Annotated in this window: 11 protein-coding genes; 1 reads left to right on the top strand and 10 read right to left on the bottom strand. The window is 36.9% G+C overall.

What is annotated here, in order from left to right; all coding sequences use genetic code 11:
- Positions 1-225 precede the first annotated feature (225 nt).
- Positions 226-1194 carry an alpha/beta hydrolase gene (locus PRVXH_RS01915; RefSeq protein ID WP_353893631.1) on the bottom strand — a complete coding sequence of 323 codons (969 nt, stop codon included), beginning with the start codon at positions 1192-1194 and terminating at the stop codon, positions 226-228.
- A 303-nt stretch (positions 1195-1497) separates the two neighbouring features.
- Complete coding sequence (brnQ, locus tag PRVXH_RS01910) at positions 1498-2805, bottom strand: branched-chain amino acid transport system II carrier protein (RefSeq protein WP_353893630.1); 1308 nt, start codon at positions 2803-2805, stop codon at positions 1498-1500.
- A gap of 614 nt (positions 2806-3419) precedes the next feature.
- Between brnQ and hutG the strand changes: the two genes are divergently transcribed.
- Positions 3420-4430 (top strand): formimidoylglutamase, encoded by a 1011-nt coding sequence (gene hutG / locus PRVXH_RS01905; protein WP_353893629.1) that lies wholly within the window; start codon positions 3420-3422, stop codon positions 4428-4430.
- Positions 4431-4539: 109 nt separating this feature from the next.
- On the opposite strand, the gene PRVXH_RS01900 is transcribed toward hutG, so the two are convergent.
- The 8 genes from PRVXH_RS01900 to PRVXH_RS01865 all read right to left on the bottom strand — a co-directional run bounded on the left by PRVXH_RS01900 (position 4540) and on the right by PRVXH_RS01865 (position 17166).
- Entirely contained in the window at positions 4540-5259 is a 720-nt protein-coding gene (locus PRVXH_RS01900) for a hypothetical protein (RefSeq protein WP_353893628.1), read from the bottom strand.
- Positions 5259-7910: a DEAD/DEAH box helicase gene (locus tag PRVXH_RS01895; protein WP_353893627.1), complete on the bottom strand. Its 2652-nt coding sequence runs from the start codon at positions 7908-7910 to the stop codon at positions 5259-5261. The genes PRVXH_RS01900 and PRVXH_RS01895 overlap by 1 nt, the downstream gene beginning before the upstream one ends.
- A gap of 119 nt (positions 7911-8029) precedes the next feature.
- Entirely contained in the window at positions 8030-8560 is a 531-nt protein-coding gene (locus tag PRVXH_RS01890) for an RQC-minor-1 family DNA-binding protein (protein ID WP_353894528.1), read from the bottom strand.
- A gap of 124 nt (positions 8561-8684) precedes the next feature.
- Positions 8685-9404: a hypothetical protein gene (locus PRVXH_RS01885; protein WP_353893626.1), complete on the bottom strand. Its 720-nt coding sequence runs from the start codon at positions 9402-9404 to the stop codon at positions 8685-8687.
- Positions 9405-9440: 36 nt separating this feature from the next.
- Positions 9441-13901 (bottom strand): hypothetical protein, encoded by a 4461-nt coding sequence (locus tag PRVXH_RS01880; protein WP_353893625.1) that lies wholly within the window; start codon positions 13899-13901, stop codon positions 9441-9443.
- Entirely contained in the window at positions 13870-14634 is a 765-nt protein-coding gene (locus PRVXH_RS01875; RefSeq protein ID WP_353893624.1) for a DUF6063 family protein, read from the bottom strand. Before PRVXH_RS01875 ends, PRVXH_RS01880 begins: the two co-directional genes overlap by 32 nt.
- Positions 14624-16138: a replicative DNA helicase gene (locus PRVXH_RS01870; RefSeq protein ID WP_353893623.1), complete on the bottom strand. Its 1515-nt coding sequence runs from the start codon at positions 16136-16138 to the stop codon at positions 14624-14626. Before PRVXH_RS01870 ends, PRVXH_RS01875 begins: the two co-directional genes overlap by 11 nt.
- A complete protein-coding gene (locus PRVXH_RS01865; protein ID WP_353893622.1) occupies positions 16129-17166 on the bottom strand; it encodes a Wadjet anti-phage system protein JetD domain-containing protein in 1038 nt (345 codons plus the stop codon). Before PRVXH_RS01865 ends, PRVXH_RS01870 begins: the two co-directional genes overlap by 10 nt.
- Positions 17167-17220: the final 54 nt, after the last annotated feature.

Genomic DNA, 17220 nt, shown 5'->3' with positions numbered 1-17220 from the left:
GCTTCACTCCTCCGTAAGAATACAATTGTATTTATGGTAAGTTTATTCCACTTTTAAGGTATTGCAATATTATACCCCTACTCTCTTTTTTCATAAAGCTAAAGGTTATGACTATTTCAATTCAACCTGCACTTAAAATCCTTTCTTCCAGTAACGCCTCCCTTAGATAAAAGAGGATGTCCTTGTTTCACAAAACCCCTTATAAATTTATACCTTTATAGTATTTTAATCATCATCTAAATTAGTAATAATTTCCCTACTTTTTTCTGCGATTAGCTCAGCTTTGTCCAGATGAATATAATGCCCCGCATCCAATATAAAAAATTCTCCCCCAGTTGCATTTGCATAAGCGATTAAACTATCCTTCCAGTATTCTTCTTCGTTTTCACCAGAAATGAAAATATGAAAAGGTATATCAGGTTTTCCTAGCTCAGAAACTTTTTTAGAGTTATGTGGTAGCATATCAGACTCTTCCCACATATTTTTTGTTTGAACCCGTCTATAAAAAATTGTTCTAGCAACTTTAGCTTGCTCATCTGTTAAGTGTCCTTTCGCCATAGCGTGAAAGTTGTTATCAAAAACTTCTGGCTGGTTTCGCACAAGTCCACTATTAATCAAAAAACCTACCACACGTGAAAAAGAAGGATCTTCCCCAGTTTTCTCATAATACTCTGGGACAAGTGAGTCCAAACCCACAATTGCTTTAACTTCTTCTGGATAAAGATTGGCCCAATGTATCGCCTCTAAACCAGACAATGAATGAGGATACAAAATGTAAGGAGGTTTGTGGCCTGAAAGCTTAAGTGCGGTACGAGTTTCCTCTAAAACAACTTCAACGCTTCTAGAACTAGATGTTATATCACTCCAACCATATCCTGCTCGCTCCACTACAGCAATTTTATAATCGGTTGATAATTTTTCATAAAGAACCTGGAAGTCATATACTGGCGAGCTAGTTCCAAGCCCCGACATAAAAACTAGTGTTTCTTCACCTTCCCCTTCTGTATAAACATGCAATTGGTTACCATCATCATTAACATCCACAAGAATACCCGGTGCAGGATACTCTTCCTTTTCCTGTTCCACTAGTCTCCTATGTTCAACATAGCTACCTACAACTATAAAAGTTATAGCCAAAACTACCAAAAGGGGGATAGCTATTAAAGTCCATTTAAATATTCTTCTCTTATTCATTTTTCTACACCTCTCTTTTTTTTTAAGATTTAAGCTTCTTAGATCTATCTTACTAAATCCTTAAAAAAGTTTGAAGTGATATAGCTCATAAATACCATGACTTACCTCACGGAACATTTGTCCGATATTGCTTACTCCTTAGAAAAAGAGCCACCAGCTTATAAATAAACCCACAGTTTGGTCAAATCATGCTAGCTCAGAAATCCTTATTAACTACAACCCATCTAGAATACAACACAACAAAAAGCCCAACGAGAAATTAAATTCCCGTTGGGCTAATTTTCTTAGCAAGGTTGTGTATTTTTAGTGTGTATATTCCACTTTCTTTTTGGTGTAATTTGTATAATGATCACGTACATAAAACAGCATGCCGATCAAAACTGCTGGGAAAATCCACCCAAAACCCTGAGCAGACAACGGCAACCCCTGTACTATTGGAGTTAAAACAGGAATTGGTAAAATAAATGTGCCCATCACATCAATTACGCTGATCAATACGGTAGAAAACACAGCGCCTTTGTACACTGCTGCACTTTTTATATGCTTATCTAAAAAGGCTAAGGCTACTAGCACAATAATCATAGGGTATAAAATTAGCAAAATGGGCTCTGCAAAAGTGATAATTCTATCTACACCCATGTTGGAAATCCCCATGCTCACAACGGCAGTAGCAATACAAATAGCTTTATATCCTAACTTTCCATTAGAAGCCTTGCTGAAAAATTCCCCAGCAGTGGCGGTCAGTCCAATTGAGGTAGTTAAGCACGCCATTCCCACAGCAACCCCCAATAAGCCTTGCCCCAATGTCCCTAAAAGATTATTTGTAATTTGAATTATTAACTCAGGCCTAGATAAGTCCATTGGCAGATCTCCAGCTGTGGCCCCTAAATAAGCTAGCCCCCCATATATAATGGCTAGCCCTGCTGCAGCTACCATTCCCGCTCGCACAGTAATTTCTGAGATTTCCTTGGTTTTTGTATATCCCTTGGCTCGAATGGCCCCTATTATAATTCCTCCTAAAATAGTGGCCCCCATGGCATCCATGGTTTGGTACCCTTCAGAAAATCCGTTTGAAAAAGAGATATTTATCCCTGTATCTATAAGTATTCCTTGGGGCTGTAAAACTCCCTTTGCGATAATAGTAATCATAGTTAAAAGAAGAACTGGCGTAAGCACTTTCCCGATATTATCAATTAAAGAAGAAGGCTTTAGTACAAATATCAACACGAACATAAAATATATAGCTGAAAAAATAATAGGATTAAAATTAGGAAAAAATGGAGCAATGGCCATCTCATAAGTAGTGGCACTTGTTCTTGGAATAGCAACCAATGGCCCTAGGGTTAGAATTACCCCACAGGCTAAAAACCTTCCAAACTTACTGTTGACCTTAGAAGCCAAGCTTTCTAAATCTCCTCCAGACTTCGAAACTGCAATAATACCTAAAAGTGGCAGACCAACTCCTGTTAATAAAAAGCCAAGAATTGCTGGGACCACCTGTACACCTGCCCCTTGCCCTAAGGCCGGGGGGAAAATTAAATTACCTGCACCAAAAAACATAGCAAATAACGCAAATCCAACTATCAAAATATCTTTTCTTTTTTGGGTCATAATAGTTCCTCCAGTTGTTTAAAAATTTTATATAACTTTCCCCCATCTAGTTTTAAGTAAAGCTAAATTAAGAAAGATATAAGGACATATTTTCTTGATACTCAATCATTTATCTTGTTTTGAAATATTGGTAACTTCCTTCCTGCGAGTTTGTGTTTTTTTTCACTTTCTTCCCCAAAAAAAGAATTATACCTCCATAAGAAGTATAATTTTCAATAAAATTTCCTCATATGAAATAACTTTTGTTGAAATTTCCACTGATAAGTCCAAAACTGGCTCTTAGTTTGCTTCAACCTGCATTTTTTAATGATTTGATATTTACTAACATTATATAATGTGTTTAGTAATAATGCAATAAGTTGTTGTGTATTTTAACGCCATATTATAAGAGTTGTTTTATTCTGTATTATCTGTATATATTAACTGTTATAGCGCAAAATTGCTGCTTAATTATCCCTAATGCCTAAGCACAAATTTAAAATGTCTCTAAATGTTTATATCAGTAAAATAGCGAAAACCCTTAGATTTGATTGATTGCACTTATCTAACTAACGTTAATAATCCCCTTGACTTAATATAAAAACAAACTAAAATATCAAGTATGAGGTGATAATATGTTTAGTAACAGTTATAAAATAACAGATAGTCAAACATGGCAGGGTAGAGTTGACAGTAAAGACAATTATGATGCCTTTAGATGGCATCAGTGGGTTGAGATTTTAGATTTAAGACGGGATGATTTAACACCATATGAAGGTAAGTTAGGGTTTGCTTTTATAGGTTTTTGTTGTGACGAAGGAGTCAAAAAAAACAAAGGCAGAACTGGTGCCGCAAATGGACCTAAGGCTATTAGAAAAGAGTTATCTAGCCTTCCCTGTAGGTTTACTAAAGAGGTGAAGCTCTTTGATGCTGGGGATATATTCTATGAAGACAGCTTGGAAAAAACCCAAGAGCAATTGAACATGGCAGTAAAAAAGGTGTTAGACTTAAACCTTTTCCCTATTGTGCTGGGGGGAGGGCATGAAGTAGCTTTTGGTAGTTATAAAGGTATTTTAGAGCATTTAAAACAAAAATATAAAAAGCCTAACATAGGCATAATTAACTTTGACGCTCACTTTGATTTGCGACCATACCCCGATGGCGGCAGCTCAGGAAGTATGTTCCATCAAATTGCAGATATTTGTAAGCAGCAAGAACTAGATTTTAACTACTTATGTCTAGGTATCCAAAAACATAGTAACACTAGAGAGCTTTTTAGCACTGCAGATAATCTAGGCGTTAAGTATGTTCTAGCTAAGGATATTATCCATAATGATATATGGAGCACATTAGAAAAGATAGATGATTTTCTAAGAATGAAAGGAGAATTTTACATTACCATATGCTCCGACGTTTTTTCATCCTCTGTAGCTCCAGGAGTAAGCTCGACCCAGCCTCTAGGATTAGAACCTGAAAAAGTTATCCGCTTTATTAAGTATATTCTAAGAACCAAAAAAATCATCGGCTTTGATGTAGCGGAAGTTGCTCCGCGATTTGACCAAGATAACACCACAGCCAACCTAGTATCAGTATTGATATTTGCCTTAGTGACAACAATGGCCGACAATCATAATCTGTCTTGGTAGTTGTAGCACCTCCATCCTCAAATGGCTGTACATGTTCAAAAATATCAAAAAAAGTGTAGTAGGATTATTCCTACCACACTTTTTTTATTAAACACCGCTCCCAGCTTATCTACAAGCCAAATAAGTCTGAAACATCTTGATCGTCTATCACCCTTTTGCTTTTTTTGTCAGCATTTTTAAGTAGCGAGTCCATTTTCTGTTCTATGGTTTTACTCATCAATAAACGGAAGTTTATATCCCTTAGTTTAAAAAACAATGTAGGATCTTCGTCAAATTTGGCTCCTATACCGTACAACACTGCAGTTACATGCTTGCACATATTAGCCCAATCATAACAGCTACAGTGAAGTTCTATTTCGTATTCCGCCGGAAAAAGCCCTTCATCCTGCATAGTAAAAATTTCTGCTAACTGCTTTGGAAACTTGCCTTTAGCTAGTTCTTCAAAGCTATCAATTTTTTGACCACATGAATTAACTATATAATCCCATCTATCATCCTCAAGTGGCTCTATAAAAATCTCCACTTCATAGGGCGATCTGCCGCTCCCTTGAACTAGGGCATTTACTTTGCCTTTTTCGATCTGCAAATCCAGCACAGCCCCCTGCCTAACATAGCTGCGACCTCGGCTTAACCTGTTTGTATAGTCGGCATAAATCTCTAAATTTTTATTCCAGGCCTTCCCCCACCAAGTTGTAGAAATGTTTCTTCCCTCCACTACAATTGGTTTTATATCTGGATTTTTCTTTTTAAGCTTTTCCACTTGTTTTTGTATCTTAGCTCTTTTATCTGCCGCCGAAACATATTTGGGATATCCTTTGTATCTAGACATTAGCTTTCACCTGCCTGCGGTAAAGTAAACAGCTCCATCAGCTCATCATTATCTAATTCAGTGATCCATTTTTCTTTTGAAGATGTAACAACATCACTTGCTAACTTACTTTTTCCTGTAATCATACCATCTATTTTCTCCTCGATAGTTCCAGATGTTATCAGCTTGTGGACCATGACATTTTTTTGCTGACCTATTCTAAAGGCACGGTCCGTTGCTTGATTTTCCACAGCTGGGTTCCACCAACGATCAAAATGGATTACATGGTTGGCAGAGGTTAAGTTTAACCCTACCCCTCCAGCCTTTAAAGAAAGAACCATAAAGGGAACATACTCCTGGCCGTTGAACTTTTCCACAAGCTCAGTCCGCTTTTTAGCAGGTGTGCCGCCATGTAAAGTAAGTCCCTTGCGATTAAATATCTTCTCTAGGTGGTCAGCAATAGGGCCAGTCATTTCTCTAAACTGGGTAAACACTAACACCCTTTCTCTCTTATTATAAATGGTTTCACATATATCCTGAAGCCTTTCGAATTTGCCGCTTTGAGCTTTGCTATATGTGTTTTGACCTAGGTATTGGTCGGGATGATTACATATCTGCTTAAATTTTGTGATACTTGCCAGCACCAAACCTTTCCTCTCAATACCAACAGAATCTTGTAGTTTTTCCTCCAGCTCCTCAACTAACTTACTGTATAACACCGCTTGCTTTTTAGAAAGAGAGGCATAAGTTTTCATCTCCATTTTTTCCGGCAGGTCTGATATTACTTTTTTATCGGTCTTAAGGCGACGCAAAATAAACGGGTTGACCACAGATCGGAGTTTGGAGTAGCCTTGCTGTGAATGTTTCAATCCTTTAGTAAACCGCTTAAATTCTTGGGCATTTCCAAGTAGTCCGGGGTTTAAAAAGTCAAATAGCGACCATAAATCAGAAAGACTGTTTTCGATAGGAGTACCGGTTAAAGCTATTTTTGATTTTGCCTCTAGTTGTTTTACTGATTTAGTTTGCTTAGTGCCGGGATTTTTGATAGCTTGTGCCTCATCTAATATAACTAGATCCCATTTAACTGTCTGTAGCTCTTCTTTTCGCACCGCCATGCCATAGGTAGTTACATATAGGTTGATATTTTCATTTTGCAAATCCACTTCTTCCTTGCTACTGTATACCATTTTATATTTTAGCTTAGGAGCAAAATTTTCAATTTCTTTTTGCCAATTACCCATCAGCGATGCAGGTATTATTAATAGGTTTTTTGCTGATTTTGTTTGCCGAATGTGCTCTAAAAGGGCGATAACTTGTACCGTTTTGCCTAAGCCCATATCATCAGCTAAGCAAGCACCAAACCCTAAGTCTTTCATATACCGAAGCCAGTTTACTCCCTCATGTTGGTAGTTACGAAGTTTTGCCTTAAAATCATCACCAAGGGGGGTGGTTTCTATTAACCTTGGTCTGTTCATCTTAGACGTAACACTTTCAAGCCACTGTCCATTACTTATTTCAAGGTCCACATCTTCTTCTACGTTAAGAAGTTCACCGCCATTTAACTGCATACGAATAGCTTCTGCTATGTTATACTCCCCTGTTTGTAATAATCCTTTTGCCTTTTCGTATGCCTCAAGAGTTGAACGTAACTTATCTTGATCCACCTCTATCCATTTTCCTTTTATATACGATAACCCGTCGGTTTCAGCTAGCAGCTTTTTTAACTCTGCCTCAGTCAATTTCTCATCACCTAAATAAAGCTGTGGGCTAAAATTTAGCAGCGCATCCATACCTACCTGTGATGGCTCATCTTCTCCTACTTTTAAAGAAATCTTTAGTGAATTTCTTTTCTTTTTCCACCAATTAGGTATTCTGCAAAGAATTCCGCACTCTTCATAAGTAGGGATTTCTTTTAAAAAGGTGTAAGCTTCCTCACTGGTAAGCTTAAGAGGGCTAAAAAGCTCTCCACTTTCAACTAGTTCAGATATAAACTCACTTTTTTCAGCTGCTTTACTTACCGTCGATAGCAGATTAAGTATTTTATCATCTTGGTTTTTAAATTCATAAAGGGCATTTTTTAGCGGCGTATTTATGATTTTTTTCTGCCTTTTATCTTCTGTGCTGTAAGTTGCCAAAAAGGCAAAAGGGTGCTCACTTAATTTGTTTTCAACTAAATGAAAATACACCCTTCCTACTACATTTATTTCGGAGTTATGTTCTAGCAGAAACTCTTCCACTGTGCCAGAATAATCTTTGATTTCATCGGCAAACACTTCTGTTAGCTTGCGATAATTTTCTTCAATCCACTTAGCGTTTATAAATTCTTGTCCGATAACAAAGGGCATACCATCTAAAATCTTACCCAGTCCATCCTCCGAAGGTATTATAACAGCATTCTCACGACTAAGCTCAATATCAGCAGTTTTTGAAATATTTGTTATAAAATCAACCGCTACAGTGTGTAAAAAGCTTAACGAATCAGACCAGCTTTTATCACTGTCAGTAAACCCTAAATAAAAAAGCATCTTATAAGGGTTTTCTAAATAATCTTTATAAATTTTTTCCTCAAATCCATTATCACTTGAGGGACCTTTTTTACTAATAAAGTCAAGCTTAAACCCTTGTTGTGTAAAACAAACTATTAACTTTTTTCCTTTTGTTTTATTCCCCATATTCCACCAGCCTACCTTATAAAGTTTACTTGTCCACCTACCATCTGATTCTTTCCCCGCAAAGGGGCCTCTCTTTTAAATCTAAATATTACAACATTACCGCTCTGGCCAGCATCTTTTTACTGTTCTTCATTCAACGTACAAATTACAGAATTTATCCTCTTTTTTACCTTTTTATAATCTATCTTCTTCCACTCCATTAAAAAAGGAACGTATTGCTTTCTTCCAGAGGTTTCTATTTTATCTAAAAGCAGCAAAATCAGCTCTCGATTTCTATCCTTAAGCTGCTTTGCAAACTCATACTCTTTAGTAAAGCAAACTTCGTTTATTTGTTCTAGTAGCTCGTCGGAATATATATCCTTTTCTATCTCCCAACCTTTTGGTGTATACACAAGCAAAGGAAGCCTATAGTCATATTCGATATCAAGGTAACCGTTTTTTATACACCAGTTTACTTTTGCCAAAACATCATCAATCTTTTGGCCGCTAAAATATCCATATACAGGACTTTTATCTAACTTTAACTCATAAATTTTCTTTTCTTTAGACCCTTTGAGTACTTTGGCTAATAAACTTCTTCCCCCTGAAAAAATTAAGTCATCAGCACCTCTTATAATTGCTTTAATCTCCGCCTTAGGAAGTTTTTTAATGCCTTTAGTGTCAAGGTTGACCTTAACTTTATTTACCCGCCTACCGATATGCTCGCCCTCCTTTTTTTATGCTTTTGTATTGTTCGCAGATCATTTATGTATACTTACTTTACTGAAAAAAACATTACCAGTCAATTTCTTCGGGATAGTCTGAAGAAACAATTAATTCACTGGGGTGGCAGTTATACTCTTTTGCCTTGTCAATAATGTTAGCCTTTAAGTTTTGGTACTCATCTCCCTTTTCTGCTATCCGCTTGCCCATTATTGATATGTTTTTTAATTTTTTATCCTTACTCATCTTTAAAAACCTAATATTTAAAACATCGATATATTGAGTAAAATAGTACCTAAAATACCCACTATTTCTTGCCATACAATTCTCCAGCCTGGTGAAAGTGGTTGCCTTTAAAATGTTTTTAAGCTCTGAAATTATCATAGACTGAAACTTACGGGTTACAGCTACAGATTTATCCCACTGCCGGTTCTTTAGCTTATCCCCGCTAAGCGCTATAAAATCATTAAGTACCATAAAAACAAAAAGAACCTCCGTCCACAAAACTTCCACCTTATAATAAACATTTTTCTTTGACACTATAGTTGAGTTTTCTAGCATTTTTTGTTCATTCATTCCATTATCCACTAACTCAATACTCCTATGCCCCATAAAAGCATGACGCAAATCATAACACACCCCAAGCACTCTTATGCGGGATGAATCATAACCTATAAATTCTCCCTCTTCCCCCACTATATCGTGTAAAGCAAGGTATAATTCATTTAAATCCTCATAATCTCCACTTATGGAAACACCTGTGTTATTGGGAGTATTTTTAACAATAAGCATAAATAACCTCTCCTTATATATAGTAATCGTCCCCTCTTACTTAGGCACTACTTCATTTATCAACTCATCGAACAAGCTTATTTGCTGTTTTTCCTCCAGCCGGTTTAGAGCCTCTGGATCTTTATCTTGGAAAAAGGCGTGATGTATTTCCTTTTCTTTGTCTATAATCAATTTGTCGTTTGTTTCTGCCTCTCTTAGTCTTAAGCTATAGACTATAGGGAAATAATTCCTTATGAAGCTACCTTCGCTGTGGGCAGTTAACGCTATTACCTGAAATCCTAACTTCTCCGCGATAAAAAATACCGGGTCTAACACATGGTCGCTTGAAGCTTTGCCAAATGGGTTGTCCACTATCACAGTGCGATTGGCTTTGTTTTTAGTGATTAGCCCCTGCCGCTTTTCAGCCAAATAGTTTAATATCCCTAAAAACAGCGTCATGTTCTTGCTCCATTTTTCCCCTCCCGACCATTGATTGGAGCTTTGCCAGCTGGAAAATCTAGAGCTTATGGCATTGTCGTTGGTCACCTTTCGACAGTTCACCTTTATTTTTTCATCCCTTAAGATAACCGATAACAGCTGCTTGGCATCTAACCACTTTTCTATGTCTTTGCGAATAAGTGTGTGGTTGTCACTTCCGTCATCTTCTTTGTACCTATCGCTATCAAGCTGCTCTACCATCCAAGTTATATGTTGTCTGACCGCTTCTTTTCCTTCTTGAATAGTCCATTTAGGTATTACAAACTGAAAGACTTCCTTCCACTTGTCACCAATTTTTATTCTGGTCTTTTTAGGAATAACTTTAAGCTCCTCTGTCAAGGTTTGCAAATAAGTTACTAGGTGTTCAATAAACTGCTTTAAATCTTTGTCATGCTCTCTTATATCGTCCTCCCATATTCGGATGCTGTTTGATATGCTTTTTTCCATTTTTGCTTGCCAATCCAAAACCAGCGGAAAACTATCCTTTTGCGAGACCCCAGCTTCTGTCAGTTTTCTTCGCTTTGGATCGTTAATCTCTTCTGCACAAAATCTTAGAAAGCTTTGTTTTTTCCTAGTTAACTGTTCTTGGGCTGCAGTTAAGGTTTGTTGCAGATCCCTTAGCTTTTCTAAACAGGTATCGATTATCTCTTCCCGTTTATACGGCAAGTTTCTTAAGGTATACTCCTCTAGCTCTACAGTGGGAACGGTTTTGCCTAAAAACTGAAATTTACCATTTTCTATTTCCATATCTTTAATTAGTTTTTCCAACTGCTGATTTTGAGCTTTTAGCTTGTCAGCCTCTTCTTTATTCTCCTGTTTGCGTGTGTTTAATTGTACTTTTTCCACATCTATACTGTCTTTTACCTCAGCAAGTGTCATTGTAAAGGCTACCTTCTCGCTATACAGCTCATAGAATTGCCCTTCGTAAACATCGTACTGATTTTGTAGTTTTTCGTATTCTTTTTCTAGATTTGTAAGCTTCTTTTTTTCCGCTTCTAAAATAGGGTTAAGCTCTTTTTCTTTTTGATAAAGAGCATCTAATTGTTCTTCACCGTATACCTCAAAAACCACCTCTTCATCTATAGGGTAACGGCACTTGTCTCTTTTTCTTTTTAAATCGTTTTGATGCCCCTTTAACATTTTCGTCGTTTCATTTATCTTGTCCTGGTAATGTTTTATATCCCCTTGTCTATCATGGAGCTGGTCGTACAAGTTTTCCCGTTGTTTAACTAAAGCCTCTTTACTAAAGTCTCCTAAAATAGGGGAAAGTGGCTGCACTTCTTCATAATACCTATCTTTGGTTAGCTCCAACTTGCGGCGGTGAAGGTCTTTGCCCTTCCCCTTTTTATCCCAAATACTTTCTTGCAGCTGTTTTATACTTTTTTTCGTATTAGTCAGCTTAGCTACAACTTCTTTTTGAGCCAACTCCTTTTGATCTATCTCAGACTTTATTACTTTTATTTCTTTTTCTTTGGCTATTATTTCCATAGCTAATTTAACCCAATTATTTAGCACATTTATTTCATCTTTATTGCTGCTAATAGTATCTGTTAAGCTTTTTACTTCTAGATCTATCTGCTGTAAGCGACTTTCACTATTTTCAATCTGCTGCTTTGTTTTTGCAATAGATTCCTTAAACTGAGCTAATTTTTTTTGTAGGTCCTTGTAATAGTCATAGGAGTAGCTATCAAAAAACTTGCGCAAATTCATTAAAATTGTGTTGCAAGCGCTTACCTGCTGCTCCTTTTCTTTCCTTTTATTTGTTATTAACTGCAACTCATTTTCTATCTGATGCTTCCAATTCTCAAATTTTTGTTGGTTAACGTTTTCCTGCCACAGCTTAGGCAAAAAAATCAATTCGTTGTTACTTTTTTCCCCTTTGATTAAGTTAAATGCCTGCTTTTGACCTAGCACTATAACAGGATAAGTTATCTTTTCATCGATTGACTTTAGCTTCTCCTGCAAAATATCCATCTCTTTATCTTCTACCACAATGGAAACAGGCCAGTATGGGTAGTCCTCTAACAACTGACTTTCCTGCTGTCCAGAAGCTTTGGCAGCTCGCTGGATGTAGGTTACTCCTGTTTCGATATAATCAAACTCTCTTTTCCAGCTATCCACCCACTGCTCCAGCTTCGGCTGTGGAGTAAAGTGTTTGCTATGTCCGTAGTCGTCTTTTGACCTGCCAGCTACCCGCTCTTTTAGCAAAGCGTCTTCCTTCTCATTTAAAAGCCGCTCTACCTTATCTTCAAAGAAGTTACAGATAGAGCTTTCTTTGGTATAAATAGAGTCCATGCTGTGCCACCGGTCATTATACTGCAAAATTTGCTCCATCAACGCTTTTTGTTCTTTTGCTACATCATCAAGTTTTTGTTGCAAAGTAGCAATTTGGGTATTTAGGCTTTCTTTTTCTTTTCTCTGCTTGGACAAATCCAGGTCAAGCTGGCTTTTCTCATGTTGTAGCTCTTTTATGTTATTGCTGCTCTTTACATTTTTTTCTTCCAACTCACCTACTTTGTTGTTCCACTGGTATAGCTTGCTGTTAATATCATCATTAGGTGAGAGGTTGTAAAGATTACTTCTTTTTTCTTGAATATCCTTTTCTGTTGTACTCAGCTGTCCTCTTTTTTCATTTATTTCTTTTAGCAACTGCTGGTTTTGCTCGCTTAGATTCTCCCACACTTCTTCTTCATTTTTATGTCGGTTCTCCATGAGCTTTTGCTGTCTGCCTATTTCTACTATATCTTGGTTTAAGCGTTTTTCTATATTTACGTAATATCCCTTTAACTTCTTGCCATTTTCTTCAAGACTTGATCGGATTTCCTTAATATCTACTTTTGTCTCTAACTGTTTAAGCTGCTGACTTGTGTCTTTTATAACTTCCTGTTGCAGCTTTATTTTGCCTTTTAAGTCAGCTATTTCTAAGTTTTCAATTTCATTTTCTACCCTTTGATATTCATCGTTTACTTTACTAAACTCTTTTTGCTGCTGCTCAAGTTTTTGTTGAGCATGGTCTAACCCCTGCTCAAACTTTGCTAAGTCATAAGATTTTTCCTTTCTTTGCACTTCTTTATATAGCTTGTCTAACTCTTCTGCCTCTTTGATTGCAGCTTCAATGTCTTTGCCTATATCATCTTTTTCACTTTCTAAATACTGAAATAACGCTTTTGTATGCTGTTTTTCAGCGTTTAAACTAGCTGCAACATCGTCATAGCCTTTATACACCTGAACATAGTCCTCAATTTTTAGCTGTATCTTTTTGCTTTCCTCTATCTTATCCTTTAGCTGTCTATGCTTTTTAAACCTTTCTCGCTGCCCCTCAAAGGTTTTGACAAAGCTTTTGCTTCCTCCAGTGGAAATAGCATCTTCCACTACAGGAATCAGTAGCCGATCTACAAGTTGGGTTGTGGTTTTACAATTTTCAAAGTAACCTTCCACTCCACCTTCAGCACTGTTAATCCGAGCTATACTACGCCACTGTTGGGGAATAATTTTATAGTTCTGCTCTAAATAGTCATGATACTCCTTTATGGTTTTAAAGGTTTTTGCATTCATGCTTCGCTTTTGCATCTGCTGTTGGTAATCGCTAATCTCACCTTTGCTGGCAGGCCTTTTCCCGCCTCCCACAGTGTCTTGAACAAAGGGAATAGTTTCGATGTTATGCTTGTCCTCGCAGTCATACTCATAGGTATAGCGATAAGAATCTAGCTTATTATTGTTTAAAAATAGAGTCACGGCAGTTAGCAAATAGGTTCGAGGGGAATCATTTAAAATCCATTCGATAGCTATATGACAGGGGTTTCCCTCTAGCAGCAGCGTATCCTTTATCTTCCGTTCCTCTAAATCATGGTGAGGCAGAATCGCTTGGAGTACCGTTTGCACTAACACAGTTTTCCCCCCGCCATTTTCTAGTAAGATAGCGCCGTTATATCCATCAAATAAAAATATATCATCATTAAACCGCTTGCCGCCGTTTTCATATACTACGTTAGTTAAGCGTATCTTGGATATCGATGGCATCTTCATCCTCCCTTTCTTCCTCAAGGCCATATATAAAATCTAAAATTCCTCTGTTAAAATCATATTCCATGTAGTACCTTTGCACAATTATCTTGGCCTTTTGAGTAAGCTCTATTTCATCATTTCCTAAGTCGTTAATTAGTTCTTGTTTTTCTAAAAATCTTTTGGTTATATATAAAGAGCTTAGCCTACTGGCAACATTAGCCTGCTGCTTTTTTACATGCTCCTTTAAATCATCTAACGCCTCCCATTTTTCTATAATATCTATCCAATTATACTGATACTTCTTTTCTAGCTCCTTTAGCTTTTCTGTACCATGTTCATTTATGGAAAAAATTCTTTGGTTTAACTGACTTAGCCACTCTTCCATAGTGATAAAATCCCTTGTGGGGTTCATAGATTGATAGCCGTCATAAAACTCTCCAAAAAGAACAATAGTTGCTACATACATCAAATAAATATCTGAGTTTTTAGCGTTCGTAGGCAGATAGTCCTTTTTTATGGTTTCGTTGCTTATATGAAACATCGAAGAACTTGCCTTGGGAATCATGTAAATCAAGTCCCCTGCAACAACTAAAACGCAATCAACCTGATCGACGAATTGGTCCACCAGAGCCCGGATGTTATCATCTGCCAAGTACTGTTTTAAATCCTCTTCATATGCCACTGAACCTGCAGCAAGCTTAGAATATATTTTAAAAGCTTTAGTCACCTGATTGTTATCATAACCCAAAATTTCTCTCCTCCAATCTTATGGCCATATCCTGCATTTTAAATCTATCCCTGACAGTTATTAGTTTTTTAGGAATTTCCCGTACACTTAACCGTTGGTACCGAGTTTTAAGTAGCGCTATTACCTCTTTAAGCATCTTTTCTTTTTCATGTGAATTGTTATCTAAAGCTAACGGAGATTTTTGGTGCAACATTATAAAAAAGTGAGCAAAAAGGGGCTGGCTTAAGATATTTTCATAATTGTTTTTGGCCATGTAATCCACCACTTCAGCTAAGGTTATTTCATTTTCACCGTCCATAGCCTTTAGTACTATCTCACCTATAAATCTTAGGTTTTGCTGTTGCGCTTTTAACTCTTTTTGCCGTTCATCCTCAGCTTTCATGTTCATAAACTCCACTGTTTTGTTTTCCTGCTCACGATTTGTAATCCGCTGCGGCGCAAAAACAGACAAAGGGGACCACGTTTTGTTATGCTGAAGATACAAAAAAGGTTTAGCCAAGGTCTTGCTACTTTCCAGCGGTAAGGGCGAGGAAAACATTCGGGAAACTAATTCCTGTTTAAAGTTAAATGAGTCAACCCCTACATAGTACAGTGATTCCTGGGCTGACTGCAAAGTGGTTGTTTTAAGCTCCACACTCTTTTGCAAAAGCACCGTGTGAAAGGAGTGGACTTGCTCTAACTGTTGCTGAATTTTAACCATAAACTTGTAGGCTCTTTCATCCTTCTCATTTTTTATTCCATAAAATAAGGTATCTCTTGCCTCTTTTACAAAACCCCTTAACTCCTCAAACTCATCACTTTCCCGAGTTAATCTATTGTTAATATCCTCAACAAGCTCTTTGTATCTTTTATAAGTCTTTTCATCTAGGATGTTCCGCTGTACTTCCTGCTTAATTTTGACAATACGCTCCTCGAGAGTTTCCACAGCTATCCGCATTTCGTCAATTTGCCTTAAGGCACTGACAAACTCCCCTTTTTCCAGCTGCTTTCTTAAAAGCAATTGACTTATAGATAGCTGAAATTCGCTAAAGTATTCTTTTGTAGCAAATATAAGCTCTAAGCCATCATCGTCCAATTTATAATATTGCTTGTTAGTCTTTATATCAGACCTGCCCGCCTGCAAAATAGAGTATTCCACCGTTTGCTGCTGTCTGTCCTGCCAGTTATAAAAGCTTCTGCTATTTCTTGTTCCCCGGGGCGGACGAAAAATCTCAATAATCTCTCGGGCTATTTTCTCAAAGCCCTCTTTGTCTAAATCTATCTCACCGTCATTTACATTATAAAGAAAATCAGCAAGCTCTTCACTTCCTGTTTTATTATTGCGGATAAGCATGTTCTCAAAAAAGAACAGCAAAGTTAAAATCCCTAACCCAAAAAAGTCTACCTCCTTTTGAGAGTTATCTTTTCTTTTTTTGCTTTGCAGCTTATAAAGGCAGTCAAAAAGAGCAATCCTCTGCACCCGCTCTCTATAATTTTCGGTGATGGTTTTTATGTCTAAATCCATTTCATTTCCTCCATAACCTTAACTATATCATCCCTACCTAACCCCTCTTGAGGGTAATAGTAGCCGCCTGCTAGTAGTTTTTCTATCTTTGCAGCTTCATCTTTGTTAAAGTGTTTTGTAAATTTGTCTAAAGCCTCTCTGTTTTGCTTTTGATTTTTCTTGCCGCTGGTAGCTGGTTTTGTCAAAAGCATCTGGTAAAAGCCGGCTGCAGGTAGTACCTTTTGCTTTGCAAAAACCCCACTCCATATAGATAGCCCTTCCCAATCTAAATCGCCAAAATAATAAAACCTATGGCCCTTATCTGGCAGGGATAGTTGTTTTTGTAAAAGGTTAATATTACCTATTATCTTCCAACCACTTCCATATATTAACGAAGTTAAGAGACTTTCTTCTAAAAATTGCTGAAACTCATAAAAAGTAGCCTTGTTTTCCACAATTAAATGAATATATGGCGGGGTAAAATTTTTAGGGTTTACAGCAACCATCAAAGGATCGGCATTATGCACAATTCTTAGTTTGTCGTAAACTGCTAGCCGCTTGAGTAAGCTTTTGCCCCCTTTAAAATCAATCCACTTTTCATCACCTGTTATTTGGTAGGAACGTTCTGCAGCAGATACCTCCTTTTGGGGGACACCGCTATATTTGAAATATTTGTTGACTAACTTAATAAAAGGCAAATCTTTTTGCCACTGACTTTCAGAGCTAGAAAAGTAATAACTTAAATCAATTAGAGGATGGCTAGAAAGCTTAAACTTTTGAATATCATCGACAAGCTGATCTTTAAACGCTAATTTGTTAATTCTATATGTATTGTAAAGGGGGATTTCTTTATTGTTAGTGTAGTGGGATTTAACCGGCCTAAGCAAACCTTTCTGCTCTAAAGACTGAATAACATTAGCAAAGTCATTATAAGATACCTCACCGCTAAACAACCCATAAAGCTCGTTAAGCTTAACTGTAGTTCTTTTTTTTGATTTTAGAAACATTATAACTTTTTGTTGCATAATTTTACCCACTTTTTTGCTCATTATATCACCTTCTACTTTTTTTCTTCCTTTTTAAAAAACTTACCACAATATAGT

The sequence above is a fragment of the Proteinivorax hydrogeniformans genome (assembly GCF_040515995.1).
In the GTDB taxonomy this organism is placed as follows: Bacteria; Bacillota; Proteinivoracia; order Proteinivoracales; family Proteinivoracaceae; genus Proteinivorax; species Proteinivorax hydrogeniformans.
Note: the sequence above shows the minus strand (reverse complement) of the source record. Positions and strands in the feature narration are given on the sequence as shown.